General features: G+C 66.8%; 20 protein-coding genes. 9 read left to right on the forward strand and 11 right to left on the reverse strand.

The genetic code is table 11. The annotated features are described in order from the left end of the window. Positions 1 to 42 precede the first annotated feature (42 nt). The gene (locus Q9K01_RS01320) at positions 43 to 627 is read right to left on the reverse strand and encodes a thiamine phosphate synthase (protein WP_340324245.1); all 585 of its coding nucleotides are present in this window, start codon (positions 625 to 627) and stop codon (positions 43 to 45) included. A gap of 16 nt (positions 628 to 643) precedes the next feature. On the opposite strand from Q9K01_RS01320, the gene Q9K01_RS01325 reads away from it, so the two are divergent. After that, positions 644 to 1,339 carry a YggS family pyridoxal phosphate-dependent enzyme gene (locus Q9K01_RS01325; RefSeq protein ID WP_305928410.1) on the forward strand — a complete coding sequence of 232 codons (696 nt, stop codon included), beginning with the start codon at positions 644 to 646 and terminating at the stop codon, positions 1,337 to 1,339. Positions 1,340 to 1,425: 86 nt separating this feature from the next. Here Q9K01_RS01325 and Q9K01_RS01330 read toward each other — a convergent pair whose 3' ends face one another. The 3 genes from Q9K01_RS01330 to Q9K01_RS01340 form a co-directional block, all read right to left on the reverse strand. Beyond that, positions 1,426 to 4,149 (reverse strand): TonB-dependent receptor, encoded by a 2,724-nt coding sequence (locus Q9K01_RS01330; RefSeq protein ID WP_305928411.1) that lies wholly within the window; start codon positions 4,147 to 4,149, stop codon positions 1,426 to 1,428. A 99-nt stretch (positions 4,150 to 4,248) separates the two neighbouring features. Next, positions 4,249 to 7,008 carry a [protein-PII] uridylyltransferase gene (locus Q9K01_RS01335; RefSeq protein ID WP_305928412.1) on the reverse strand — a complete coding sequence of 920 codons (2,760 nt, stop codon included), beginning with the start codon at positions 7,006 to 7,008 and terminating at the stop codon, positions 4,249 to 4,251. Further along, the gene (locus tag Q9K01_RS01340; RefSeq protein WP_305928413.1) at positions 7,005 to 8,696 is read right to left on the reverse strand and encodes a class I adenylate-forming enzyme family protein; all 1,692 of its coding nucleotides are present in this window, start codon (positions 8,694 to 8,696) and stop codon (positions 7,005 to 7,007) included. Before Q9K01_RS01340 ends, Q9K01_RS01335 begins: the two co-directional genes overlap by 4 nt. 165 nt (positions 8,697 to 8,861) lie before the next feature. On the opposite strand from Q9K01_RS01340, the gene lgt reads away from it, so the two are divergent. From lgt to Q9K01_RS01355, 3 genes are read left to right on the forward strand one after another with little or no spacing between them, the layout of a single operon-like run. Further along, positions 8,862 to 9,725, forward strand: a complete 864-nt coding sequence (gene lgt / locus Q9K01_RS01345) for a prolipoprotein diacylglyceryl transferase (RefSeq protein WP_305928414.1) — start codon at positions 8,862 to 8,864, stop codon at positions 9,723 to 9,725. Further along, a complete protein-coding gene (locus Q9K01_RS01350; RefSeq protein ID WP_305928415.1) occupies positions 9,722 to 10,801 on the forward strand; it encodes a class I SAM-dependent methyltransferase in 1,080 nt (359 codons plus the stop codon). Before lgt ends, Q9K01_RS01350 begins: the two co-directional genes overlap by 4 nt. A 43-nt stretch (positions 10,802 to 10,844) precedes the next feature. After that, positions 10,845 to 11,264, forward strand: a complete 420-nt coding sequence (locus tag Q9K01_RS01355; RefSeq protein ID WP_305928416.1) for a DUF2147 domain-containing protein — start codon at positions 10,845 to 10,847, stop codon at positions 11,262 to 11,264. On the opposite strand, the gene Q9K01_RS01360 is transcribed toward Q9K01_RS01355, so the two are convergent. From Q9K01_RS01360 to Q9K01_RS01375, 4 genes are all read right to left on the reverse strand, one after another. Continuing rightward, entirely contained in the window at positions 11,261 to 12,808 is a 1,548-nt protein-coding gene (locus Q9K01_RS01360; protein WP_305928417.1) for an ABC transporter permease/substrate-binding protein, read from the reverse strand. The two genes, Q9K01_RS01355 and Q9K01_RS01360, sit on opposite strands and share 4 nt — an antisense overlap. Continuing rightward, positions 12,805 to 13,578 (reverse strand): ATP-binding cassette domain-containing protein, encoded by a 774-nt coding sequence (locus Q9K01_RS01365; RefSeq protein WP_422785290.1) that lies wholly within the window; start codon positions 13,576 to 13,578, stop codon positions 12,805 to 12,807. Before Q9K01_RS01365 ends, Q9K01_RS01360 begins: the two co-directional genes overlap by 4 nt. Beyond that, on the reverse strand, positions 13,578 to 14,096 hold the full coding sequence (locus Q9K01_RS01370; RefSeq protein WP_305928419.1) for a hypothetical protein: 519 nt from the start codon (positions 14,094 to 14,096) through the stop codon (positions 13,578 to 13,580). Before Q9K01_RS01370 ends, Q9K01_RS01365 begins: the two co-directional genes overlap by 1 nt. Positions 14,097 to 14,215: 119 nt before the next feature. After that, a complete protein-coding gene (locus tag Q9K01_RS01375; RefSeq protein WP_305928420.1) occupies positions 14,216 to 15,730 on the reverse strand; it encodes a sensor histidine kinase in 1,515 nt (504 codons plus the stop codon). A 160-nt stretch (positions 15,731 to 15,890) separates the two neighbouring features. On the opposite strand from Q9K01_RS01375, the gene Q9K01_RS01380 reads away from it, so the two are divergent. From Q9K01_RS01380 to Q9K01_RS01400, 5 genes are all read left to right on the forward strand, one after another. Continuing rightward, complete coding sequence (locus Q9K01_RS01380; RefSeq protein WP_305928421.1) at positions 15,891 to 17,057, forward strand: acyl-CoA dehydrogenase family protein; 1,167 nt, start codon at positions 15,891 to 15,893, stop codon at positions 17,055 to 17,057. Positions 17,058 to 17,061: 4 nt separating this feature from the next. After that, positions 17,062 to 17,367, forward strand: a complete 306-nt coding sequence (locus tag Q9K01_RS01385; RefSeq protein ID WP_305928422.1) for an alkylphosphonate utilization protein — start codon at positions 17,062 to 17,064, stop codon at positions 17,365 to 17,367. Between the two features lie 51 nt (positions 17,368 to 17,418). Continuing rightward, positions 17,419 to 19,029, forward strand: coding sequence for a carboxyl transferase domain-containing protein (locus Q9K01_RS01390; RefSeq protein ID WP_305928423.1), 1,611 nt, complete (start codon positions 17,419 to 17,421; stop codon positions 19,027 to 19,029). A 118-nt stretch (positions 19,030 to 19,147) separates the two neighbouring features. Next, entirely contained in the window at positions 19,148 to 19,780 is a 633-nt protein-coding gene (locus Q9K01_RS01395) for a DUF1295 domain-containing protein (RefSeq protein WP_305928424.1), read from the forward strand. A 90-nt stretch (positions 19,781 to 19,870) separates the two neighbouring features. Further along, positions 19,871 to 20,497 carry a TetR/AcrR family transcriptional regulator gene (locus tag Q9K01_RS01400; protein ID WP_305928425.1) on the forward strand — a complete coding sequence of 209 codons (627 nt, stop codon included), beginning with the start codon at positions 19,871 to 19,873 and terminating at the stop codon, positions 20,495 to 20,497. A gap of 19 nt (positions 20,498 to 20,516) precedes the next feature. Here Q9K01_RS01400 and Q9K01_RS01405 read toward each other — a convergent pair whose 3' ends face one another. Genes Q9K01_RS01405 through gyrB form a run of 3 tightly spaced genes read right to left on the reverse strand, consistent with a single transcriptional unit; the run spans position 20,517 to position 25,066 of the window. Beyond that, complete coding sequence (locus Q9K01_RS01405) at positions 20,517 to 21,230, reverse strand: M50 family metallopeptidase (RefSeq protein WP_305928426.1); 714 nt, start codon at positions 21,228 to 21,230, stop codon at positions 20,517 to 20,519. Between the two features lie 38 nt (positions 21,231 to 21,268). Beyond that, positions 21,269 to 22,471 (reverse strand): AI-2E family transporter, encoded by a 1,203-nt coding sequence (locus tag Q9K01_RS01410; RefSeq protein ID WP_305928427.1) that lies wholly within the window; start codon positions 22,469 to 22,471, stop codon positions 21,269 to 21,271. Between the two features lie 6 nt (positions 22,472 to 22,477). After that, the gene (gene gyrB, locus Q9K01_RS01415) at positions 22,478 to 25,066 is read right to left on the reverse strand and encodes a DNA topoisomerase (ATP-hydrolyzing) subunit B (RefSeq protein WP_305928428.1); all 2,589 of its coding nucleotides are present in this window, start codon (positions 25,064 to 25,066) and stop codon (positions 22,478 to 22,480) included. Positions 25,067 to 25,139: the final 73 nt, after the last annotated feature.

Here is a 25,139-nt window from a genome sequence, read left to right on the forward strand (position 1 = left end):
CGAATGCCCTGGCTGCGTTATGTCTCGCCGGCGAGTCCCCCGTCAAGCGTTCCCCGGTGTGTCGACTGCGGTGGTCAGCCCATCGATGGCGGCCCAGCGGGTCCAATCGAGTTCGCGCGCGCGCTCCGCATCCATCCCTCCCAATGCGATCACCGGAATGGGCGAGCTGCGGGCGAGGGCGTGAAATTTGGCGGGACCCAGCGCCGTTCCGTCCGGATGCGAGCGCGTGGCGAAGACCGGCGAGAGCACGACCGCGTGGGCGCCGGACCGGACCGCTGCCGCGATTTGGGTGCGGTCATGCGCAGTCGCAATAAGCAGCGCGAGGCCCTGCGCCGAGGCGATGCGTTCAGGCGGGCCATAGATTCCGTCGGCGTCCCAGGCCTGCGCGCGCACCGCGTCGTCGGACAGCACGACCCGATGGCCGTGGTCGCGCGCCACCGCCGCCAGTGCAGCGAACCGTGCGCGGCGCTCCTCCTCGCCGAGGTGGTAGTGTCGAAAGACGAAGCCCGAGCCCGCCGGCAGCGCGGCGAGGCTGCGTTCGAGAGCGGCATCGTTGCGCGCGTCGGACAGCAGCCACAGGAGGGGAAGGCTCGGCGGGGTCTGGGTCTGGTCAGGGGCCACAGCCACGCTATAGCGCGCCGCCATGGAGACGCCACAGACCCCACCCGCCGAAAGCCCGCTTGCCGAAGTCCAGTCGCGCATCGCCAAGGCCTGCGCCATCGCGCGGCGCAAGCCCGAAGACGTGACGCTGGTCGCTGTCAGCAAGACGCATCCGTCGGCACGGATCGAGCCGCTGCTCGAACAGGGCCAACGCGTCTTCGGCGAAAACCGCGTGCAGGAGGCCCAGGACAAATGGCCGGGCTTGCGCGAACGCTTTCCCGATGCCGAGCTGCATCTGATCGGTCAGCTGCAGTCGAACAAGGCCGAGGAGGCGGTGATGCTGTTCGACTGCATCCATTCGCTCGATCGGCCCAGCCTGCTCAAGGCCTTGGCCAAGGCGTTCGACAAGACCGGTCGCCGGGTGCCCTGCTTCGTTCAGGTCGATGTCGGCGAGGAGGAGCAGAAGGGCGGCTGCCCGATCGCCAGTCTCCCTGAACTCCTCGCCCAGGCACGAGCCGCGGATATCCCGCTCGCCGGGCTGATGTGCCTGCCCCCGCAGGATATCGAGCCCGCGCCGTTCTTCGCGCTGCTCGACAAGCTGGCGCGCGATTCCGGGCTGCCCGAGGAACGGCCGTGGGGCCGCAGCATGGGGATGAGCGGCGATTTCGAAGCCGCGATCCAGCTCGGCGCAACCCACATTCGCGTCGGCAGCGCGCTGTTCGGCGCCCGCGGGACCTGAGCGGCTCCCCTTCCGAGGATAGAACCCGCAAACGAAAAGGGACGCCCGAGAGCGCCCCTTTCCCATGGTCTTTTGCCGGTGTGGCTTCAGAACCTGCCGCGAACCGTGATCCCGTAGGTGCGCGGTTCGGCGAGGAAGGCCGAATAGGTCTGCTGCGGCGCGACGAAGGGGGTGTTGAAAGCGACCTGGGTGTAATCCTTGTCGAACAGGTTCGACACCCAGCCTTCGATCGCGAAACGATTGGCGATGTTGGTGACGCCGACGCGGCCGTTGACGATCACGTAGCCGTCCTGTTCCTTGCCGTAGAGGAGGTCGGACCCGGTGTTGTAGTCGCTTGTCATGCGCGCGTTGAGGAAGAACAGGCCTTTCATCCCGCTGGTGCCGATCGGCGGCGTCCAAGTGACCGATGAGGTCGCCACCAATTCGGGCGCGTTCGACAAATTGTCGCCGGGCAGCAGGCGCAGCGCCGGGTCGAGCGGCGTGCCGGTGTCGTCGCCGATCAGCTCGTTCTCGTAGCTGCTGTCGACATAGGTAAGTCCGAGCGAGAAGTTCAGATCCTGGATCGGCGAGAGGTAGGCTTCCATCTCGACGCCCTGCGAGATGACGCCCGGCACCACGTTGTCGGTAGCGCAGGCGCCGGTAGCGGCGCTGGCATCCATGTCGGCTCCGCCAAGCGAAGCGCTGCAGGCGTTGACGTTCTGCACCAGGAAGACCGAACCGTTGAAGGTATTCAGCTGGAAATTCGTGAACTCCTGCCGGAATCCGGCGAGGCTGACGCCGAATTCGCGGGTCGCGTATTTGGCGCCGATTTCATAGGCGGTGACCGTTTCCTCGGCGAACTGGAGCGAGGAGGGGTCGATCGCGGCGACGCTGAAGGTCACCGGATTGCCCAGTGCCGAGCGATCGAGATTGAAACCACCCGCCTTGTAGCCGCGCGCATAGGACGCGTAGGTCAGCAGGTCGGGGGTGGGCTTCCAGCTCAGGATCGCCGTGCCGGTGAACTCATCCTCGTCGCGGGTATCGGAGATGGACACGCCGTTGAGTTCCGCGGTCGAATTGCCCTGGCAGGACAGCGCGATCAGGCCGCCCGCCAAACCGCCTAATGGCCCGGCCAGCAAACCGCTCAACAATGCGCGGTTCTGCGGACAGATCACATTGTCATTGCCGAAGGTGGCGTCGAAATCCTTGGTTTCGTTCGTGTAACGAAGACCAAGCGTCAGATCGAGCGTATCGGTCAGATGGACGATATTGTGCGTGAATAGCGCGAAGTTCTCGCTGGTCTGGTTGTAGACGTCGCCGGTTCCGCCGAGATCGTTGACCTGCGACAGATTGTTGATACCCGCGATGATCAGCGGCGTTGCCGGGCCGAAGGCACCCGCGCCGGCATTGGCTCCCGTGAGCGCGGCGACGTTGGGGCCGAGGCAGTTCTGCGCACTGGGATTCACCAGCGCCGGGTTGATGGCGATGGCGATGCGGCAGCTTACGAAGGTGCCGTATTGCGTGCCGAACCGCAGATTGTCGCGGACCTCCAGCTTCTCATTGGCGTAGTAGCCGCCCACCAGCCAGTCGAGCTTGTCGTTGAAGGCCGTGCCGGCGAGGCGCAGTTCCTGGGTGAAGGTCTTGAAGCCGCGGGCACCGGCATTGGAGCCCGGCGAGCGGTAGAGGATGTCGACCTGCGTGTAGTCGGTATCCGACCCTTGCGAGTTGTCGTATTCGCGATAGGCGGTGATCGAGGTCAGCGACATATCGCCGAAATCCCAGCTCAATTCGCCCGACACGCCGTAATCCTCGGTCTCGCCTTCGTAGCTGCGACCCGGGGTGACGTAAATATTGCGGTTGAAGGTGCTCTGGTTGAGCGATGCCGGGTTCTGGCCGAGACCGATCAGGACCGGGATAATCGGATTGGCGGTGCTGGTCAGCGCGGGAGCGCCGGGCTGCGGCCGGGCGAAGGGATCGAGGCCGGGAGAAACGCGTGCCAGCGGGGCGAAATCGGGCTGGATGAAGGTGGCGGCGCAGCAGGCCTCGTCCTTCTTCGAATAATCGCCGACCAGACGGAAGCTGATATCCTCGTTCGGCTCGAACAGCATCTGCGCGCGAACGAGGTAGCGGTCGCGATTGTTGATGTCGGTGTTGTTGACGACATCGTTATAGAAGCCGTCGCGCTTGAAGTAGACGCCGTCGACGCGCGCGGCGATCGTGTCGCTGAGCGGCGCGTTGAGGCCCGCCTCGACGCGGATCGCGTCGAAATTGCCATAGGTGAAGGCGCCATAGGCTTCGAACCCGAATTCGGGTGGTGCGGTGTAGATGCTGATCAAGCCGGCGGAAGCGTTGCGACCGCCAAGCGTGCCCTGCGGCCCGCGCAGGATTTCCACCCGGTCGAGCGGGCCGAGTTCGGACAAGGCATTGCCCGATCGCGACCGATAGACGCCATCGACGAACACCGCGACCGAGCTTTCGAGGCCGGGGTTGTCGCCCACGGTGCCGATGCCGCGAATACGCGCGGAGCCATTGGCTTCGTTGCCGGTCGAGGACACCAGCAGCGACGGCGCGACCTGGGTCAGTTCGCGAATATCGCTGGTGCCCGAATTCTCGAGAGTATCGGCGGAAATCGCCGAGACCGCAACCGGCACATCGGCCAGCACCTGCGAGCGGCCCTGCGCGGTCACGACGATGACGTTGCGGTCCACGACATCGGCGTTCTCGATCAGATCGTTCTCGGTCTGGTCCTGCGCCAGCGCACCGGTCGGGGCGAGCGCGGCGCCCGCTCCGAGAATGGCGAGCACGCGCAGCGATGCGAAACGGGTTTTCATGGGCTTCTCTCTCCTGGTTCGACTTTTTTGGCTTATTTTTATATTGTGCGATCGTAGCTGGACGCATGGAAGTTGCAAGAGTCGCCCGACGAACTGGTGTTACGCTTCTTCCAACCGTGCCTGTAATGCATCACTTCCCGCTTCGAGCAGGGCGTTCTCGATCCGCCCAAGCCGCGCCTCCCCGGTGATTTTCGAGCCGGTAACGTCGGTCACGTAGAAGGTATCGACGGCGCGTTCGCCGTAGGCGGTGATGTGCGCGGAATGGACCACCAACCCTTCCTCGAACAGCGTCCGCGCCAGCCGGTTGAGCAGTGCCGACCGGTCGCGCGCATTGACCTCGATCACGGTGAAGCGGTTCGAGGCCTTGTTGTCGAACACCACCCGCGGATCGACATCGAATGCCTTGGAGCGGTGGTGCGGCAGCGGGCGCTGCGCCAGCCGCGGCTCGAGCGCGATGCGGTTGGCGAGGGCATCCTCGATCGAGCGTTCGATCCGTTCGAGCTGGTCGGCTTCGCGAAAGGGGCGCCCATGCGGATCCTGGATCAGGAAATTGTCGACCGCCCAGCCCGACCTCGTGGTGTGGATCCGCGCGTCGATGATGTTGGCGCCGGCCAGATGGATCCCGCCGGCGATCCGGTAGAAGAGGCCGGGATGATCGGCGGCGATCACCGTCACCAGCGTAGCGCCGCGCTCCTCGTAATATTCGCAATGGATCGACAGTCTGTGATCGGCGGTCCGTGCCGCTCCGAAATGGACCAGATTGAGGGCAATGATATCGGGCGCTTCTGCGATCCAATAGGCATCGTCGAACCGCGCGCCGACGCTGTCCGCCAGCTCGGCGCGGTCGCCGAGCAGGTCGGCGACTTCTTGGCGCTTGGCGGTCACCCGGATCTCGCGCCCATGCCGGGCGTGGCCCAGCCGCAGCCGCTCCTGTGCGCTGTCATAGAGTTCGCCCAGCAACTGACCCTTCCAGCTGTTCCACACGCCCGGCCCGACCGCGCGGATATCGACCGCGGTGAGGATCGCGAGATGGCGCAACCGCTCGACCCCTTGGACCCTGGTGACGAAATCCTCGATCGTCTTGGGATCGGTCAGATCGCGTTTGAAGGCGGTGGCGCTCATCAGCAGATGCTCGCGCACCAGCCAGGCGACCAGAGCGGTTTCGGCGCTGGACAGTCCGAAGCGCGGACACAGCTCCAGCGCGACCTCGGCTCCGAGCTCGGAATGATCACCGCCGCGGCCTTTAGCGATATCATGAAGCAGCGCCGCGACATAGGCGACGCGGCGGCTGGCGACCTTGTGGATCAACTGCGACGCCCGCGGATGGTCCTCCTTGAGTTCGCCCTTTTCTATCCGGGCGAGCAGGCCGATGGCGCGGATAGTGTGCTCGTCCACCGTGTAATGGTGATACATGTTGAACTGCATCTGCGCGTTGACGCGCCCGAAATCGGGCACGAAACGGCCCATAACCCCGGCCTCGTTCATCCAGCGCAGCACGGTTTCGGGGTCGTTGCGACCCGCCAGCAACTCGAGAAACAATGCATTGGCGCGCGGGTTCTCGCGCACCGAATTGTCTATCAGCCCGCTGTCGCGGCTCGCCTGGCGCATGGTTTGAGGATGGATCTCGAGCTGTTCGGCTTCGGCCAGCTGGAACAGTTCGATCAGTCGCACCGGGTCCTTGCGGAACCAGTCGTCCCCAGGCGCGGCGATCTTGCCGCCATGGACGCGGTAGCCCTTGACCTCGCGCGGGCGGGCGCGGAACCCGGCGAAAAAGCCGCTGCGCTGGCTCGTCTGCGCGAATTGCTCGTCGATATGCGCCAGGAACACGCCGGTCAGGCTGCCGACGCGCTTGGCCTGGAGGAAGTAGAACTGCATGAAGCGTTCGACCGCGCTCTTGCCCGGCCGGTCGGCGAAATTCATCCGCTCGGCGATTTGGCGCTGGAAATCGAAGGTCAGCCGGTCCTCGGCGCGCCCGGTGATCTGGTGGAGATGACAGCGCACGGCCAGGAGGAAGCGCTCGGCGCGGCGGAAGCTGCGGTATTCGTCGCGGGTAAACAGGCCGACATCGACCAGTTCGGAGGCGCTGCGGACCTGGTGGATGTATTTGCCGATCCAGTAGAGCGTCTGGAGATCGCGCAAGCCCCCCTTGCCTTCCTTGACATTGGGCTCGACGACATAGCGGCTGTCGCCCATCCGCCGATGGCGGGCATCGCGTTCGGCCAGCTTCTCGCGGACGAACTGGCGCCCGGTGCCATGCGCGACCTCGGCCCAGAAGCGCCGCGCGGCCTCGTCGTAGAGCGCTTCGTCGCCCCAGATGTAGCGCGCTTCGAGCAGCGCGGTGCGGATCGTGAGATCCTCGCGCGCCAGCCTGGTGGCTTCATCCACCGATCGGCTCGAATGGCCGACCTTGAGCCCCAGATCCCACATCAGATAGAGCATCGCCTCGATCACCTGCTCGCACCAGGCGGCGCTGCGCCGCGGGGTGAGGAAGGCGATATCGACATCGGAATGCGGCGCCATCTCGGCGCGGCCGTAGCCGCCCACCGCCATGATCGCGAGCCGTTCGGCGGTGCTGCGGTTGGCGGCGGGGTAGAGATGGGTGGTGACGTGATCGAACAGCACCCGGACGAGCTGGTCGATCAGGAAGGCGTGGCCATTGGCGCAGGCGTGGCCTGCGGATGGTTGCTGTTCGAGCCGGCGCCCCAGCTCGACGCGGCCCGCCTCGAGCGCCTCGCGCAGCGCCTCGACGATCTGCGGTCGTGCCTGCCCGCCTTCCGCTTCCGCCAGCGCCGCGATCCTGGCGGCGAGCTTGCGCCGGTCGATGATCGCGCGCTGGTCGGGAAGCCGGACCGCCGTCACGCGTCCACGTAGTCCTTGGCAAAGGTCGCCCGCACGGTGCGCTTGTCGACCTTCTGCGTGCCCAGCCGCGGCAACGTCTCCTCGGCCACCCAGATATGTTGGGGCTGCTTGAACGGCGCGATCCTGTCCTTGAGGAAGTCGCGCAGGTCGTCCGCGGTCAGACCGCTGCCCGGCTTGGGCAGGAACACCGCCGCGGGGATTTCACCATAGCGTTCGTCGGGCAGGCCGAAGACCGAGCATTCGGCGACATCGGGATGCGCGTAGATGGCGTCCTCCACCTCGATGCAGGTGATGTTCTCGCCGCCGCGGATGATGATGTCCTTCTTGCGGTCGACTATATAGAGATAGCCATCCTCGTCGAGCTTGCCGAGATCGCCGGTGCGGAAGTACATGTCCTTGGTGAAGGCCGCCTCGGTCGCCTCGTCATTGTTCCAATAACCGATGAAATTGCATACCGAGCGGATGCAGACTTCGCCGACATCGCCCTGGGCTACGGCATTGCCGTCGTCGTCGAGGATCGCCAGATCGACCAGCGGGCGGCTGGGCTTGCCGGTGCTGGTCGGCTTGGCGAGATAGTTCTCGTTGAAATTGCCGCAGCCCACGCCGTTGGTCTCGGTCAGGCCGTAGCCCAGCAGCGGGAATCCCGCGGGAAAGGCGTCCCTGATCTTGGATACGTGCTCGACCGGGCGGGGCGCGCCGCCCGCGGCCAGACCGGTGCAGCTCGACATGTCGAACTGATCGCGCTCGGGATGGCTGGCCATCTCGTAAGTCATCAGCGGCACTCCGGCGAAATAGCTGACCTTTTCCTTTTCGATCAGCCGCATCGCCTCGCGCGCATCCCATTTGGGCATCAGCACGATCTTGCGGCCCAACGCGAAGCTCTGGAGGAACAGCGGCACTTCGCCGGTGACGTGGAACAGCGGCACCGCGAGCAGCGCGCAGGCCTGGCTGGTCGGCGCGCCACCCGACGCGTTGAGATAGCTGAACGCCATCAGCGATTGCAGCGCATAGCTCATTGCGCCGTGAACCACACCACGGTGGTCCGAATAGGCACCCTTGGAGCGGCCGGTCGAACCCGAGGTAAAGAGAATGGTCGCCAGATCGTCGGGGCCGACCTCGGGCAGAGTGACCGCCGTGGGATCGCCCCAGATTTCGGCAAGCCCCTTGGACGGCGGCTGGTCGTGGCGGATGCGCACCAGCTCGGCCTCGAGTGCGACGCCCTCGAGCCGCTTGAACCGCGCGCCATCGGCGAGCAGCAGCTTGCTTTCCACCAGCGCGACCTGCTCGGCCAGCTCCTCGCCGGTCGAGAAGCCGTTGAGCAGCGTGGCGCAACCGCCCGCCATCAGCACGCCGATATAGGTGATGATCCAATTGGCCGAATTGCGTGCGCCGATCGCAACGCGGTCGCCCTTCTGGACGCCGTGATCCTTGATCAGCCCGGCAGCGACATGGCGCGCCATGGCGAAGGTCTCGCCGAAGGTCAGGCGGTGATCGCCATCGACCAGAAAGACCGCATCCTTATGCTCGTTGCAATAATGCGCGATGTAATGGACCATGCTCGGCGGCGCGTTCTTGAGCGCCGGCATCTCCACGCCATTGCGGGTGAACGGCACCGTCTCGGCCGGGGCGCCGGGGGCGGTGAGCGTGTCCATGATCGTGTCGAGTGTCGTGTCGAGCGCGGTCGGCATGGGTATTCAGATCCTCTCCAGTAAGGGCCAATGCATCATCGCATTTCGCCCGCGGCAAAGTGCCTCGGCATGCGCAGGCTTTCCCGAAACCGCGCGCTATGCCACAAGCCGCGCCGCACGGGTTCCATGGGCGGACTCGGGCGCGGTGTCTAAGGGGATATCCATTTGTTGTCACTACTCGCCGCGACCGGCGCCGAGCCGATCCAGTGGGCCGAACTGGGGCTGAGGCCCTACCTGTTCTCGATCGGCTCGTTCCAGCTGCGCTACTATTCGCTCGCCTATCTGGGTGGCATCCTGCTGGGCTACTGGCACCTCTCGCGCATGGTTCGCGCGCCGGGCGCGCCGATGGCGCAGCGTCACGTCGACGATCTTTTCTTCTACTGCACGCTGGGGATCATTCTGGGGGGGCGGTTGGGCTATGCCGCCTTCTATCGCCCCGAACTGTTCGGCAGCCTCGAACTGTTCGCCCTGTGGACCGGCGGGATGAGCTTCCACGGCGGGGTACTCGGCGTGCTCGCGGCGATCGCGTTCGTGTCGTGGCGCGGGCAGCTCCACTGGCTGCGGGTGTGCGACTATATCGCGGTCAACGTGCCGTTCGGGATGTTCTTCGGGCGGTTGGCCAATTTCGTCAATGGCGAGCTCTACGGCCGCCCGACCGATGTGCCGTGGGCGATGGTGTTTCCCAGCGATCCGCTGGGGCTCGCGCGCCATCCGAGCCAGCTCTACCAGGCCGCGCTCGAAGGGCTGCTGCTGATCGCGATCCTGCTCCCGCTGTTCTGGTACACCCGTTCGCGTTTCCGCCCAGGCCTGCTGGTGGGCGTGTTCACCGTCGGAGTCTCGGCGGCGCGGTTCGTCAACGAGTTCTTCCGCGAGCCCGATGCGCACCTCGCCTATGTGGTGGTCGAATCCGGCCTGTCGCGCGGTCAGTGGCTGTCGCTGCCGATGATCGCGGTGGGGCTGGGGGTGATCGGTTACAGCCTGATGCGCAAACCCGAAGATAAGCCATCGGCGCCGCGCAAGCCGGCGTGACGGACGGCGGTCGGACCGATCTGGCCGAGGCCTTCGCCCGGCTGATCCGCAGCGGCGGGCCGATTCCGGTGGCGCGCTTCATGGGCGAGAGCAATGCGCGCTATTACGCCGCGCGCGATCCGCTGGGCGCGACGGGCGATTTCGTCACCGCCCCCGATATCAGCCAGATGTTCGGCGAGATGGTAGGGCTGTGGCTGGCGGACCTGTGGGTCCGCGCCGGGCGCCCCGCCGATGCCGTTTATGCGGAGCTCGGACCGGGGCGCGGCACGCTGGCGCGCGATGCGCTACGGGTGATGCGCGGGCAGGGGCTCGAGCCGCAGGTGCATCTGGTCGAGGGTTCGCCCGCGCTGCGCAAGATCCAGGCCGAAGCGCTGCACGAAGCGGTGTTCCATGACGATCTCGGGAGCCTGCCCGAGGATCGCCCGCTGCTGCTGGTGGCCAATGAATTTCTCGATGCGCTGCCGGTGCGCCAGCTGGTGCGGACCGAGGCGGGCTGGCGCGAGCGGATGGTTGCACTGGCGGGGGAGGATGCCGCGGAGGGCTTCGTCTTCACTGCGGGGACGCAGCCGATGGATGCTGCGGTGCCCGAAGCGTGGCGCGATGCGCCCCCGGGTACCCTGGTCGAGACCTGCCCCGGGGCCGCCGCGGCGTTGGCGGAGGTCGCGCGGCGGCTGACCGCGCAAGGCGGCGCGGCGCTGTTCGTGGATTACGGTCATCTCGCGGCGCGCAACGGCTCGTCGCTGCAGGCGGTCCGAGAGCATGCCAAGGTCGATCCGCTAGCTTATCCCGGCACGGCGGACCTTACCGCGCATGTCGATTTCGCCACTCTGGCCGAGATCGCGAAGGCTGGCGGGGTGCCGTGGATCGGGGGGACCACGCAAGGATCCTTTCTGTCCGCGCTCGGGATCGACGCCCGCGCCCGGGCGCTGAGCGCCGCGGCGCCGGACCGTGCCGAGGACATCGCCGTCGCGCTGCGCCGCCTCGTTCATGTTGACGAAATGGGCAAGCTGTTCAAGGTTCTCGCGCTGTCCGGGGGCGGATGGCCGCCGGGCGCCGGATTTCTCCCTGCTAGGTGAGACGACGCGAAACGCCCCTGCAGCAACCCAGAAGGAACCGCCGATGAAATTCGCTGCCACCGCCCTGGCCGCCACCGCCGCGCTCACCGCCGTGCCGGCGCTCGCCGCCGCACCGATCGCCGGGAACTGGATCACCGAGGAAAAGGATGCGGTGGTTGCGGTGGGCAGATGCGGGCAGAGCCTGTGCGGCAAGATCAGCCGCTTTCTCAAGCCGCCGCCCGAAGGCGCGGGCCAGCGCGACGTCAACAATCCCGACCCCGCCAAGCGCAGTCGCCGGATCCTCGGCCTGCCGGTTCTGACCTCGTTCAGCGAGGATGGCGACGTCTGGCGCGGGCGGATCTACGATCCCAAGAGCGGCAAGGATTACCGTTCGGTGGTGCGCCGCCTCTCGAGCGGCAAGCTCGAGGTCAAGGGCTGCCTCGGTCCGTTCTGCCAGACGCAGGTCTGGACCAAAGCCGACTAGCGTCCGATTGCGCGCGCCAGCTCGCGCGCAGCCTCGGCCGGAGAGCGCTTGTCGGCCTCGCGATCAACCGCGAAATTGGCCTCGCGCATCGCCGCGACGTCGATCGCGCCCAGCAGCGGCTCGAGCGCGGCGACCAGCCTCGGATCGGCTTGCGCCTCTGGGCTAAGCAGGATCAGTGCATCGTAGCTCGGCAGTGCCTCGCGCGGATCGTCGAGCACCACCAGCCGGTCCGCCGCGATCCGCCCGTCCGAAGTGTAGGCGCTGATGACATCGGCGCCGCCCGAGCGCAGCGCATTGTACATGAAGGTGGGCGAGAAATTGCGCTGCCGAGCGAAATCCAGCCCATAGGCCCCGCGCACCGCCGCCCATTCGGGGCGCTCGAAGAATTCGGGATCGCCGCCCACGGTCAGCCGAGGTGCGACGCGTGCGAGATCGGCGAGGTCGCGGACTCCGAGCTCTTGCGCCCGGTCCTCACGCATGGCGAAGGCATAGGCGTTCTCGAACCCCAGCCGACCGAGCACGCGCGCCTCGCTGGTGTCGCGCTTCCAGGCGACGATCGCTTCGTACATCGCCTCGCGGCCGGGATTGTCCTCGCGCCCCATCTGGTTGGTCCACAGCGTGCCGGTGTAGTCGATCGCAATGTCGATCGCCCCGGTGGTGACCGCGCTGTGGACCACCGCCGAGCCCAGACCGTCGCGATATTCGACCGCATAGCCTGCGTCCTCCAGCCGCTGACCGATCAGCCGGGCGAGGACATATTGCTCGGAAAAGGATTTTGCGCCGATCACCACCGTGTCGCGGGCATCGCCGCGCAGCGCCGGAGCGAACTGCGCCGCCAGTGCCGCAGCGATCCCCACCAGCACCGCCCCCATTCCGCCCAGCCACAAAGCGCGGCGGCGCTGCGCGAAACCGCGCTCGATCAGCCCGAGCAGCAGGTCGGCGCTGAGCGCCAGCCCGGCCGAGGCGAGACAGCCTGCCAGCACCAGCGCCCAGTTCTGCGTCTGCAGCCCGGCGAAGATCGGATCGCCCAGGCTCTGCTGGCCGATCGTGGTCGAAAGCGTGGCAGCGCCGATGGTCCAGACAGCGGCGGTGCGGATTCCCGCCATGACGAAGGGTGCGGCGAGCGGCGCCTCGACCAGCCGCAGCTTCTGCCACGCGCTCATTCCCACGCCATCCGCCGCCTCGATCACGCCGGGATCGAGATTGGCCTGCGCGGTCACCGCATTGCGCAGGATCGGCAGCAGAGCATAGAGCGCCAGCGCCAGCAGCGCGGGGAGAAAGCCCAGTGTCGGCAGGCCTTCGCCGAAGACCGCGCGCAGGCTCAGCAGGATCGGGAAGAACAGCGCCAGCAGCGCCAGCGCGGGGATGGTCTGGACGAGGCTGGCGAAACCCAGAGCCGCGCGCGATACGCTTTGCGAACGGCCCGCCCAGACCGCCAGCGGCAGCGCCATGGCGATCCCCAGCCCGATCGCCGCCGCCGAGAGCAGGACATGCGCCCCCAACTCGTCGCCGAGGCTCGTCAGGAGCGGCCAGAAATCGCTCATGCGGCACCGTCGCGGGTCATCTGCGCCAGCCGCCCGGCCTGCTCGCGCGGCACTGCCACCAGACCTTGCGCTATTTCGCCTCCACCACCGGCAAGCAGCGCCTGGGGCGTTGCGTCGGCGACGATCCGCCCGGCATCCATCACCAGCACCCGGCTGGCGAGCAGCAGCGCTTCGGCCATGTCGTGCGTGACCATCACCGTGGTCAGCTCGAGCCGGTCGTGCAATTCGCGCACCTTGTGCCCCAATGCGGCGCGGGTAATCGGATCGAGCGCGCCGAAGGGTTCGTCCATCAGCAGCAGATGCGGCTCCCCGGCCAGTGCGCGCGCCACGCCGACCCGCTGGCGCTGCCCGCCCGACAGGGCTTCGGGCAGGCGACTGGCCATCGCCGGTTCGAGCTCGACCAGCTCGAGCAATTGCGCGATCCGTTCGGCCGACAGTTTCTCGCCGGCGACCCGCGGGCCGATGGCGATATTCTCGCCCACGCTCATATGCGGGAAAAGGCCGATCCCCTGAAAGACGTAGCCGATCTTGCGGCGCAACGCGGCGGGCGGGAGCGATGCCGTGTCCTCGCCCTCGAACAGCACGGTTCCGCTATCGGGGATCACCAGCCGGTTGACCGTCTTGAGCAGCGTCGACTTGCCCGAACCCGAGGCGCCGACCAGCGCGACGAACTCGCCCGGTGCGATGCTCAGCGACACCGCGTCGACCGCACGGATCGCGCCATAGCGCCGGCCTACCAGGTCGAATTCGAGCGCGGCCGGTGCGGGGATCACGAAGCGTCGGCCGGCTTCGCTGCCTTGTCGCCCTCGGCTTCGTTCTCGTTCTCGCCGTCCACCGGGAGTTCAGGCGGGCGATACTCGACGCTTTCGAGCCGCACCCGCCGTCCGCTGCTGCTGGTGACGATCATCTGGCCGCTCGGGTCCATCCGCTCCGGACGCCAGCACTGGCCCAGCGAACTCTCCGCATCGGGGGTGAAGCAGATCCGCTCTTGCGCGTCGTATTCCCAGGCGCCTTGCTGCCAAGGGTCGCCGTTGCGCAGGTCGCGGTAGCGGCCGCCGGGATCGAGGAAGGTGGTATAGAGCGCGCCCTCCTCCCCGCGCACGCGCCAGGCGGTGCGCGAGAACTCGTTGGGCAGCGCGGGCGGTTCGGGAGTGGGGGTCGCGGCCTCGGCGCTGTCGCCTTCGACAATGGCTTGCTGCGGCGTCTCGAGCGGCGCATTCTGATCCGATCCGTCGCTGCAGGCGCCGAGCAGGGCGAGGCCGACGAGGCTGGCGATGGCGGATTTCATGCAGTTCTCCCTGGGAGAATCCTGCATAGGAAACCCGATGGCGAAACGCGACCCCTCACACGTCTTCAGGCATTCGTCGTCAGGCACTCGAAGTCTGGCGCTCGCCCTCGGGGCGATTGTCAGTCGCCCGCTTCCACCGCCGCCCGCGACAGAGTCAGCGCGACATGCAGCGCATCGGCTTCGAAGCGGCGCTCGAACTTGCCGTCCAGCTGGCCCTCGACCGCCATGCGCAGCAGCCGCGAGCCGAAACCCTCGCGGGCGCTGTCGCGCTCGCCCGGGCTCAGCCCGCGTTCGAACCAGTCGGCGGTGATGACATCGCCGCTGCTGGCGATATCGACCGAGACCGAGCCTGCGGCATCGCCGAGCGCGCCGTATTTTGCCGAATTGGTCGCCAGCTCGTGGAAGATCAGCGCCAGCGGAGTCGCCGCTTTTTCGCCGATGGTGCAGTCGTCGCCATTGACCGCGACCCTCCCGCCCCGGGCATCCCGGTAGGGCTGGAGCAGGTCCTCCAGCAGCCCGTGCAGGCTCGAGCCCTTGCGCCCCTCGAAGGGGCGGACATAGTCGTGCGCCCGGCCCAGTGCCCGGATCGTCGCCTGCAACTCGTCGGCGAACTCCCTGGCGTGCGGCCAGGCGCGCGCGCGCACCGCCACGAGGCCGGAAACCACCGCGAAGATGTTCTTGATGCGGTGCGACAGTTCGCGGGCGAGCAGATCGCGCGAATCGGACAGACGGTGGAGATCGTCGATATCGACCGCGGCGCCGAACCAGGCTTCGGGAGGCTCGTCGCCCATCGTCACCGGCCAGGCGCGCAGGATCATCCAGCGATAGATCCCGTCGTGACGCATGACCTGCGCGCGGGCCTCCCAGCGCGACGCGGTCTCGCGCGAGAGTCGGCGCGCCGCGGCCACTTCTTCCAGATTGTCGGGGTGGATCAGGGTGGCGAAATCGATCGCCGCCAGATCGTCGGTGCCGCAGAATTCGAGGAACGGCTGGTTGGCGTAGTCGATGTCGCCCGCCGCATCCGCCGCCCAGGCATAGACCGGGAGATGCTCGGCGAGTTGGCGGACCCGCTGTTCGCTGCGGCTGAGGTGGGCGTCGGCGGCGCGCGCCTGCCGCTCGAAAGTCAGCCGCCGCATCACCGCTTCGGCGAGCACGCTCAGCCCTTGCAGCTGAAGCTCGGACAGCCCCTCGGGGCGCGGCTCGAAATCGATCGCGCACAGGGCGCCCAGCGGAGTGCCCTCGCTCGAAACCAGCGGGGCGCCGGCGTAGAAGCGGATCCCCGGCTCGCCGGTGACCAGCGGGTTTTCGGCGAACCGTGGATCCTTCGTTGCGTCGGGCACCACAAGCGGGGCGGCTTCGAACATCGCATGACCGCAGAAACTGGTCGAGCGCGGGGTTTCGCGCTCAGCGAAGCCGGCGCGCGCGAGGAACCGCTGGCGCTGTTCCTCGACCACGGTGACCAGCGCGACGGGAACGCCGCACAATTGCGCGGCGAATTCGACGATCTGGACGAGTTCGGGATCGTCCTCGACCGCTTCGATTCCATGCGCGGCGATCACCCGGGCACGGTCGCTCTCTTCCGATCGCGCGGGATCGGCGGGTTTGCGACCGGGCCAGAGGGGAAGTCTTGCCATCGTCATGGGGCCGCAGGGCCATAGCGCAAGGTCCGGAGAAGGCAAGGATTTCGAATCGCCGCGGGGCCCGTGGCGGCTTGCCGTTTGCCCGCCGCCCGCAACCCCGCTATCGCGCCCCGACAAAGCGAGCGGCCGGAAAAGGCCCGCAAGAGGAGCAGATATGCGCGCGACCCCCGATTTCGATTTCCAGCTCGGCGAGAGCGGCGAGATGATCCGTGAGACGGTGGCGCGCTTCGCCGACGAACAGATCGCGCCGCTGGCCGAAAAGGTCGATCGCGAGGACTGGTTTCCGCGCGAATTGTGGCAGCCGATGGGCGAACTGGGGCTGCACGGCATCACCGTGGCCGAGAAAGACGGCGGGCTGGGTCTGGGCTATCTCGAGCATGTCGTCGCGGTCGAGGAAGTCAGCCGCGCCAGCGCCTCGGTCGGGCTGAGCTACGGCGCGCACTCCAACCTGTGCATCAATCAGATCGCACGCTGGGGCAATGACGAGCAGAAGGCGAAATACCTGCCCAAGCTGGTCTCGGGCGAGCATGTCGGCAGTCTGGCGATGAGCGAGGCGGGCGCGGGCTCGGACGTCGTCTCGATGAAGCTCAAGGCCGAGCAGGTGCAGGGCGGCTATGTCCTCAACGGTACCAAGTTCTGGATCACCAACGCCCCCTATGCCGACACGCTGGTGGTCTATGCCAAGACCGATACCGAGGCGGGATCGCGCGGGATCACCGCCTTCCTGATCGAGAAGGACATGCCCGGTTTCTCGATCGGCCAGAAGATCGAAAAGGTCGGGATGCGCGGCTCGCCCACCGCCGAACTGGTGTTCGACGATTGCGAGGTTCCCGAGGAAAACGTGATGGGCGCGGTCGGCGGCGGGGTCGGGGTGCTGATGAGCGGCCTCGATTACGAGCGCGTGGTGCTCGCCGGGCTGCAGCTCGGGATCATGCAGGCCTGCCTCGACACGGTCATCCCCTATCTGCGCGAGCGCCAGCAGTTCGGCAAACCGATCGGCAGCTTCCAGCTGATGCAGGCCAAGGTGGCGGACATGTATGTCGCGCTGCAATCGGCGCGCGCCTATACCTATGCGGTGGCGAAAAGCTGCGACAGCGGCCAGACCACGCGATTCGATGCGGCGGGCGCGATCCTGCTGGCGAGCGAGAACGCCTTCCGCGTCGCGGGCGAAAGCGTCCAGGCGCTGGGCGGCGCGGGCTACACGCTCGACTGGCCGGTCGAACGCTACATGCGCGACGCCAAGCTGCTCGACATCGGCGCCGGCACCAACGAGATTCGCCGCATGCTGATCGGCCGCGAGCTGATCGGGGCGGCGGGGTGAGGCCATGAGCGCGGACGACGACTACGTCTACGACGAGGCGAGCGGCGAATGGCTGCCCGCTTCGGAACTGGCGGCAAGGCAAGCGCCTGCCGATACGGTCGAGGTGCGCGATGCGGTGGGCAATCTGCTGTCCGATGGCGATCAGGTGACGCTGATCAAGGATCTTCAGGTGAAGGGCGCGGGACAGACGCTCAAGCAGGGGACCTTGATCAAATCGATCCGGCTGACGGGCGACGATCAGGAAATCGACTGCAAGTATCCGGGCATCAAGGGGCTCGTCCTGCGCGCCGAGTTCGTGAAGAAGCGCTAGCAGGGCCCATCCAACTTTGCAGCGCGATGGATTGCCGTTAGACGGCTGGCCATGACCGCACCTCAGCTCACTTCGACCCTCGACCGCGACGCGCCCGATGCCAAGGCGCGGTTCGACCATAACAAGGCGCTCGCCGACGATCTGCGCGAGAAAGTCGCGCAGGCGGCGCTGGGCGGGCCCGAGCGCAGCCGCGAGCGGCACACCGCGCGCGGCAAACTTCTTCCGAGAGAACGCGTCGAGCGGCTGCTCGACCCCGGCTCGCCCTTCCTCGAAATCGGCCAGCTCGCCGCCAACGGGCTCTATGGTGATGACGAGATCCCGGGCGCAGGGATGATCGCCGGGATCGGCCGTGTCTCGGGGCGCCAGTGCATGATCGTGTGCAACGATGCCACGGTGAAGGGCGGCACCTATTACCCGATGACGGTGAAAAAACATCTGCGCGCGCAGGAGATCGCGCAGGAGAACCGGCTCCCCTGCATCTATCTGGTCGACAGCGGCGGCGCCAATCTGCCCCACCAGGCCGAGGTCTTTCCCGACCGCGACCATTTCGGGCGCATCTTCTTCAACCAGGCCAATATGAGCGCGCTCGGCATCCCGCAGATCGCCTGCGTAATGGGCAGCTGCACGGCGGGCGGCGCCTATGTCCCCGCGATGTCCGACGAGAGCGTGATCGTCCGCAATCAGGGCACCATCTTCCTAGCCGGACCGCCGCTGGTGAAGGCCGCGACGGGCGAGGAAATCTCGGCCGAGGATCTGGGCGGTGGCGATCTGCACGCCAAGAAATCGGGCGTGGTCGATCACCTCGCCGAGAATGACGAGCACGCGCTGACCATCGTGCGCGACATCGTCTCGCATCTCGGTGAAAATCCGAAAGAGGCAAGGGCTATCAAACTGCTCGAGCCCGTCGAACCGCTGTTCGATGCCGAGGATCTCTACGCCCTCGTCCCCGACGACGTCCGCGCGCCCTACGACGTCCACGAGGTGATTGCGCGGCTGGTCGACGGCAGCGAGTTCCACGAGTTCAAGGCCCATTACGGCAGTACGCTGGTGTGCGGCTTCGCGCATATCTGGGGGATGCCGGTCGCGATCCTCGCCAACAACGGCGTGCTGTTCTCCGAAAGCGCGGTCAAGGGCGCGCATTTCATCGAACTCGCCTGCCAGCGCCGTATCCCGCTATTGTTCCTGCAGAACATCAGCGGCTTCATGGTCGGCGGCAAATACGAGGCCGAGGGCATCGCCAAGCACGGTGCCAAGCTCGTCACCGCAGTCGCCACCGCGAGTGTGCCCAAGCTCACCGTGGTGATCGGGGGCAGCTTCGGCGCGGGCAATTACGGCATGTGCGGGCGCGCCTATGGCCCGCGCTTCCTGTTCACCTGGCCCAATGCGCGGATCTCGGTGATGGGCGGCGAGCAGGCGGCCTCGGTGCTCGCCACCGTCCACCGCGACGCCGACAATTGGAGCGAGCAGGAGGCCGAGGCGTTCAAGGCGCCGATCCGGCAGAAATACGAGGACGAGGGTAATCCCTATTACGCCACTGCGCGGCTGTGGGATGACGGGGTGATCGACCCCGCGCAGACGCGCGACGTGCTCGGCCTCGCACTCGCCGCGACGCTCGAGGCGCCGATCCCCGAGCGGCCGCAATTCGGCGTGTTCCGGATGTGAGCAGGATTGCAGCGCTGCGCCTCCACGGCACGCGCAGGAAAGGACACGCGAGATGATCATCGAGGCACTGCTGGCCAATGCGGCGATCCTGTTCGGACTGGCGCTGATCCTGTGAGTGGTGGCGCTGCAGCTGGACGATGTTTCCTTCGTCGAGGCTTTCCGGGGCGGCGGGATTGCGCTCCTGGCACTGCTCAGCTGGCTGCAGCTGGCCGAGCCCGGCTCGCTCGCGACGCTGCTGATGGTGATGACGGTGGTTTGGGGGGTGGGGCTGGCGCTGCATCGGCTGCTGTGCTGGCGGCGCGATGGCGAGGATCCGCGCTATGCCGATCTGCTGCGCACGGACCGCACCGAGGGGCGTTTCGCTCTGGCCGCGCTGGTCAAGGTATTCCTGCTCCAGGCGCTGCTGATGTTCGTTGTTTCCAGCCCGGCGCAATATGGCATCCTCGAGGCCGGCCGGGTTCAGGGGATCAGCGGGTTGGCACTGGTCGGTCTGGCGCTGTTCGTCCTCGGGATCGCTCTGGAATGGACCGGCGAGTGGCAGCGCGCGCGTTCCGGGACCCGCCGCACCGACCTGGGCGCGGCGCGCGAAAGAGGGCTGCGGCGTCTGACCCGCAGCCCCGTCCCTACCGGGCAAGCCCTCGTCTGGTGGGGTATCTGGATCGCAGCGGCATCGGCGGGGTGGTGGGTCGCCGCCGCGACCGCGATCGGACCGATCGTCGCAACCGCCATGCGCTCGATCGACCGGCGGTAGGCGGCCGGCGGTAGGATTGCCGACGCGCTGCCTTTAAACCTTCGCATGCTTGGGCTAAACGGAAGCGGCGATCGAGGAGGTGCGCTAAGAGTGACAAGGGAAGACAGGACCCGCGAACGCGCGCGGCTTGCGCAATTGGCGATCGAGTTGACCGCCAAGCGCGGCGCCGAGATCACCCCCGAGGTGCTCGCCGCCGAAGCCGGCCTGTCGCGCGCGCGGATCGACGCGCTGTTCCCGCAGGAAAGCGATCTGTTCGACGCCACTGCCGAGCGCTGGTTCGCGCCGCATGTCGAGATGATGGAGGACGTGGTCTCGAGCGACCTGCCGACGATCCGCAAATTCTACGAATTCTTCGCTCGCCGCTTCGTCCATCATCGCAAGGAATACCGCCGCGACCCCGAGACCTTCGCGCTGCTGTGCGAACTGGGCTCGCGCCGCTTCGAGCGGGTGCGCTCCTACATCGATCTGGCCGATCACTATCTGTGCGAGCTGATCGCACAGGCCCAGGCCGACGGGTATTTCGAGGGGCTCGAGATCGATCAGGCGCTGTCGCTGATCAACCAGATGGTGGTCGCCTATACCCAGCCCGAAGTGCTGATGATGCTCGACGAACGGTTGAGCGAGCACAAGCTGGCGGTCATCGTCGAGACAATGTTCGCAGGGCTGTCGGGCAGGGATCGCGGCGCACGCGGCGTCTCGGGATTGCGCGCCGCCTGAGCCAGGCCGGTCTTCAGCCTCAGCGGTGCGGGCCGCCGTCTTCGGCGAGCGCGAATTTGAGCGCCGCTCCGACCATCGCCCCCGAGATCGCGACGATCACGATCGCCCACAACCAGTAGGGTAACCACAGCGCTTCCTCGAGCGCACCGGTATCCGAGAGCATCGGACGCCCGCCGATCACCGCGCTGTAGGAAAAGAGATAGTGCCAGTCGCGCAGCATGCTGAGCGCGCCGAGTACGCCGAGAAACTGCACCGCGAACCGCACCAGCCCGGGGCGCGCCCTGAGCGCAATCCCTACCAGCGAGGCGGCGATCAGCGGCAGAACCAGAAAGCCGACCGTGCTGCGGACCCAGATCAGCGTCGAGAGCAGGATCATTCCCGCGAGCGCATAGAGTGCGGGCCGCCACCATCGGGCGTGGCGGGTGGCGGCGATCAGCGCGGCGCCGATGGCGCTGGGCCCCAGCGGCCCGCCCAGGCTGATGAGTGCGGTCGCCAAGACCCCCGGCTCGCTGGGCGCGTAGCTCTCGGCATAGCCAGAGCCGTCGGGCAGCAGCACCAGCCGCTCGAACTCCCATCCCAGCGCCAGTCCGGCCAGCCCGTGCCCCATCTCGTGGAACCAGGTCGTCAGGATGGTGAAGGGGTAAAGCACGTAATTTCCCAGCGGCAATTGCGGCAGGAAGATTACCAGCGCGCCGGCGATGATCAGCTGTCCGACCTGTTGCTGCTGCGTCATAACGTGGCGCTGCGGGGGAAAGGAGGGGGGCTGCCAGTTCATCGCGGGGTCGCGGGGGGCGTCCCGGGGCCGATGTCAGGGGCGATGCCAGGGCCAGTCGCGGGGGTCGCGCCGGAAGCCTTCTCGCGCTGTTCGCTCAGGATCGACCAGCCCGCGATGAACAGTCCCGCGGCGAGCGGCCCGAGGACGATTCCCGACAGCCCGACCAGCGCCAGCCCGCCCAATGTGGTCACCAGGATCATCCAGTCGGGAATGCCGGTGTCGCGACCGACCAGCACCGGTCGCAGCAAATTGTCGGAAAGGCCGACCACGGCCACTCCCGAAACGACGACCACCACGCCCTGCCAGACCGCTCCGGTCGCGAGCAGATAGACCGCCACCGGGACCCAGATCAGCGCCGGACCCACCGCAGGGAGCAGCGAGGCGATCGCCATCAGCAGACCGAGCAGCAGCGCCGAAGGAAAGCCGATGATCCAGAAGGTGATCGTGCCGAGCGCTCCCTGGACCAGTCCGACAACCCCCGAACCCTTGATGGTGGCGCGCACGATGGTCAGGAAACGGTCGGCCACCCGTTCGGCGATCGCGCGTTCCATCGGCAGCGCCCGGACCACCGCATAGCCGATCGCGCGGCCGTCGCGCAGGAAGAAATAGGCGACGTAGAGCGCCACGCCGAGCGCCAGGACGAAGCCCGCGACGCTGCCGCCAATGGCCAGCGCCTGGGTTGCGATTAGCCCGGCCGATTGTTCGACGAAGTCCTGAATCCGGGCCTGCACCGCGCTCAGATCGCCCCAGCCCGATTGCGCCAGCGAGGCTTGCACCCGTGCGGGCAGCACGTCCATAAGCTGTGCGAACCAGCTCGCCACGTCGATCCGGCCCTCCTGGAAGGCGACCACCACCCCGATCGCCTGCGCGACGATCGCCATACCGATCAGCACCGCCGGCAGGACGACTGCGAAAGTCACCACGATCATTGTTGCCAGCGCGGCCTGGTTTTCGTGACCGGGGCGCCAGCTCAGAATGCGGCGATAGAGCGGCTGGAAGATGATCGCGGCCAGCGCCGCCCACAGCACCGGTGCGGCGAAGGGCCAGGCGATCGCGAGGAACGCCAGCGTCACCAGCGCGAGGAACACCAGGAAACCGCCGCGCTCGACGCGCTTATGCGCGGCGGAAGCCTCCCTGGCGTCGCCGGTCAGCGACTCGGCTCCGTCGCCGTGCAGCGGCTGGTCTCCGGCCACGCTCATCCGCGATCAGACATCGAGATTGGCGACGTTGAGCGCATTGTCCTGGATGAATTCGCGGCGCGGTTCGACGATATCGCCCATCAGCCGGGTGAAGATCTCGTCGGTCACGTCGGCATCCTCGACCTTGACCTGGAGCAGCGCGCGGTTGTCGGGATCGAGCGTGGTCTCCCACAATTGCTCGGCGTTCATCTCACCCAGACCCTTGTAGCGCTGGACCTTCTGGCCCTTGCGTCCGGCGGCCATGACCGCGTCGAGCAATTGCGAGGGCAGCGTGATCGCGCTGTCGTCGGCGATCGCGGGGGCATCCGAATCGGTCTCGTCGGCGCTGTCGGGATCGACCGGTTCGGCCTCGTCCTCGCTGCCTTTCACCAAGTGCACCGGGCTCTGATAGACCTCGGCGTGCTCGCCCGCGACGCGGTGGAGCTTGCGCGCCTCGGCGCTGGTGAGGAAGGCCGCCTCGATCTCGTGGACGTCGGTCACCCCGCGCCACAGCCGGCGGAAACGAACCAAGCCGTCCTCGCCGATATCGGCGCTCCAGCGCGCCTCGGTGTCGCCCATCTGGAGATGCGCCGCGGCCTTGTTCAGCGCCTCGCTGCGGTCGGTCAGCTCGGGGTCGAGTGCGCCGGCCAGCGCCATCGCCTCGATCAGCGCGTAATTGTATTTGCGCGGCACGAAACCGAACAGGTTGCGCAGCCGCAGCGCGTGCTCGACCAGTCCGGCCAGCTCGGCGCCGCCGCGCGTCCCGCCGGCGGTCTCGAGCAGCCGGCCGTCCAGCCCCGTCTGGACCAGGAAGCGATCGTAGGCGGGCTGATCCTTGAGATAGACCTCCGACTTGCCCTTCTGGATCTTGTAGAGCGGCGGCTGGGCGATGAAGAGATGCCCCGCCTTGATGATCTCGGGCATCTGGCGGTGGAAAAAGGTCAGCAGCAGCGTGCGGATATGCGCGCCGTCGACATCGGCGTCGGTCATGATGACGATCTTGTGGTAACGCAGCTTGTCGAGCGTGAATTCGTCGCGCAGGCCCGTGCCCATCGCCTGGATCAGCGTGCCGACTTCCTTGGACGAGATGATCCGGTCGAAGCGCGCGCGCTCGACGTTGAGGATCTTGCCCTTGAGCGGGAGGATCGCCTGCGTGCGGCGATCGCGGCCCTGCTTGGCCGAGCCGCCGGCCGAATCGCCCTCGACCAGGAACAGCTCGCAGTTCTCCGGATTGCGGTCCTGGCAATCGGCCAGCTTGCCTGGCAGGCTGGCGACGCTCATCGCGCCCTTGCGGCTCATCTCGCGCGCGCGGCGCGCGGCCTCGCGCGCGGCGGCGGCGTCGATCACCTTCTGGATGATCGATTTGGCGTCGGCGGGGTTTTCCTCCAGCCATTCGCTCATCTTCTCGCCCATCAGCGCCTCGAGCGGCTGGCGGACCTCGGAGCTGACCAGCTTGTCCTTGGTCTGCGAGCCGAATTTGGGGTCGGGCAGCTTGACCGAGACGATCGCGGTCAGGCCTTCGCGCATGTCCTCGCCCGAAAGCGTGACCTTCTCCTTCTTCATCAGCCCCGAGCTCTGCGCGTAATTGTTGAGCGTCCGGGTCAGCGCGGCGCGGAAGGCGGCGAGATGCGTGCCGCCGTCGCGTTGCGGGATGTTGTTGGTGAAGGCGAGGACGTTCTCGTAATAGCTGTCGTTCCACTCGAGCGCGACATCGATGCCGATCCCGTCCTTCTCGGCCGAGACCGAGATCGGATCGACGAACAAGGGCTGCTTGTTGCGGTCGAGATATTTGACGAAGGCCGCGATCCCGCCCTCGTAATAGAGATCGTGCTCGGCGACTTCCTCGTGGCGCCTGTCGCGCAGCAGGATGTGGACGCCCGAATTGAGGAAGGCGAGCTCGCGATAGCGGTGTTCCAGCTTGTCGAAATCGAACTCGAGCACGTTCTTGAAGGTTTCGGTCGAGGGCAGGAAGGTCACGCGGGTGCCCTTCTTGAGGCCGTTCTCGTCGCCCGAACTCGCGACCGGCGGCGCATCGCCGGTGATCTCGAGCGGCGAGACCGCATTGCCGTGCTCGAAGCGGATCCAGTGCTCCTTGCCGTCGCGCCAGACCTTGAGCTCGAGCCATTCGCTCAGCGCGTTGACCACCGAGACGCCCACCCCGTGGAGCCCGCCCGAGACCTTGTAAGCGTTGTCGTCATTGGTGTTCTCGAACTTGCCGCCCGCATGGAGCTGGGTCATGATGACCTCGGCCGCAGAGACGCCTTCGCCCTTGTGCATGTCGACCGGAATGCCGCGACCGTTGTCCTCGACCGAGACCGAGCCGTCGGGGTTCAGTTCGATCAGCACCAGATCGCAATGGCCCGCCAGCGCCTCGTCGATCGAATTGTCGGAGACCTCGAACACCATGTGGTGCAGGCCCGAGCCGTCGTCGGTGTCGCCGATATACATGCCCGGGCGCTTGCGCACCGCGTCCAGGCCCTTGAGAACCTTGATCGAATCCGCGCCATAGGCGCCTTCTTGGCGGACCCGCGCCGGTAAGCCGCCGGATTCCACGGGGGCGGTTTCGGCCAGGATTTCGGGGGTATTTTCGGGGCTGGTTTCGGGTGTGTCGTTCATGGTGATTATATAGGCGCAAAGCCGCAGATTTCCAAAGTTTTACCGGCGATCTTTCCCACAGATCGCAGCGTGG

Origin of the sequence: Qipengyuania benthica (assembly GCF_030717865.1) — a bacterium.
Taxonomy (GTDB): domain Bacteria; phylum Pseudomonadota; class Alphaproteobacteria; order Sphingomonadales; family Sphingomonadaceae; genus Qipengyuania; species Qipengyuania benthica.

Bases quoted from the DNA above. Each gene is read 5' to 3' on its own strand.
- Q9K01_RS01370 (WP_305928419.1), bottom strand. From the start codon at position 14,096: ATGAAATCCGCCATCGCCAGCCTCGTCGGCCTCGCCCTGCTCGGCGCC.
- Q9K01_RS01385 (WP_305928422.1), top strand. From the start codon at position 17,062: ATGAGCGCGGACGACGACTACGTCTACGACGAGGCGAGCGGCGAATGG.
- gyrB (WP_305928428.1), bottom strand. From the start codon at position 25,066: ATGAACGACACACCCGAAACCAGCCCCGAAAATACCCCCGAAATCCTG.
- Q9K01_RS01410 (WP_305928427.1), bottom strand. From the start codon at position 22,471: ATGAGCGTGGCCGGAGACCAGCCGCTGCACGGCGACGGAGCCGAGTCG.
- Q9K01_RS01330 (WP_305928411.1), bottom strand. From the start codon at position 4,149: ATGAAAACCCGTTTCGCATCGCTGCGCGTGCTCGCCATTCTCGGAGCG.
- Q9K01_RS01390 (WP_305928423.1), top strand. From the start codon at position 17,419: ATGACCGCACCTCAGCTCACTTCGACCCTCGACCGCGACGCGCCCGAT.
- Q9K01_RS01325 (WP_305928410.1), top strand. From the start codon at position 644: ATGGAGACGCCACAGACCCCACCCGCCGAAAGCCCGCTTGCCGAAGTC.
- Q9K01_RS01375 (WP_305928420.1), bottom strand. From the start codon at position 15,730: ATGGCAAGACTTCCCCTCTGGCCCGGTCGCAAACCCGCCGATCCCGCG.
- Q9K01_RS01355 (WP_305928416.1), top strand. From the start codon at position 10,845: ATGAAATTCGCTGCCACCGCCCTGGCCGCCACCGCCGCGCTCACCGCC.
- Q9K01_RS01360 (WP_305928417.1), bottom strand. From the start codon at position 12,808: ATGAGCGATTTCTGGCCGCTCCTGACGAGCCTCGGCGACGAGTTGGGG.
- Q9K01_RS01380 (WP_305928421.1), top strand. From the start codon at position 15,891: ATGCGCGCGACCCCCGATTTCGATTTCCAGCTCGGCGAGAGCGGCGAG.
- Q9K01_RS01405 (WP_305928426.1), bottom strand. From the start codon at position 21,230: ATGACGCAGCAGCAACAGGTCGGACAGCTGATCATCGCCGGCGCGCTG.
- Q9K01_RS01340 (WP_305928413.1), bottom strand. From the start codon at position 8,696: ATGCCGACCGCGCTCGACACGACACTCGACACGATCATGGACACGCTC.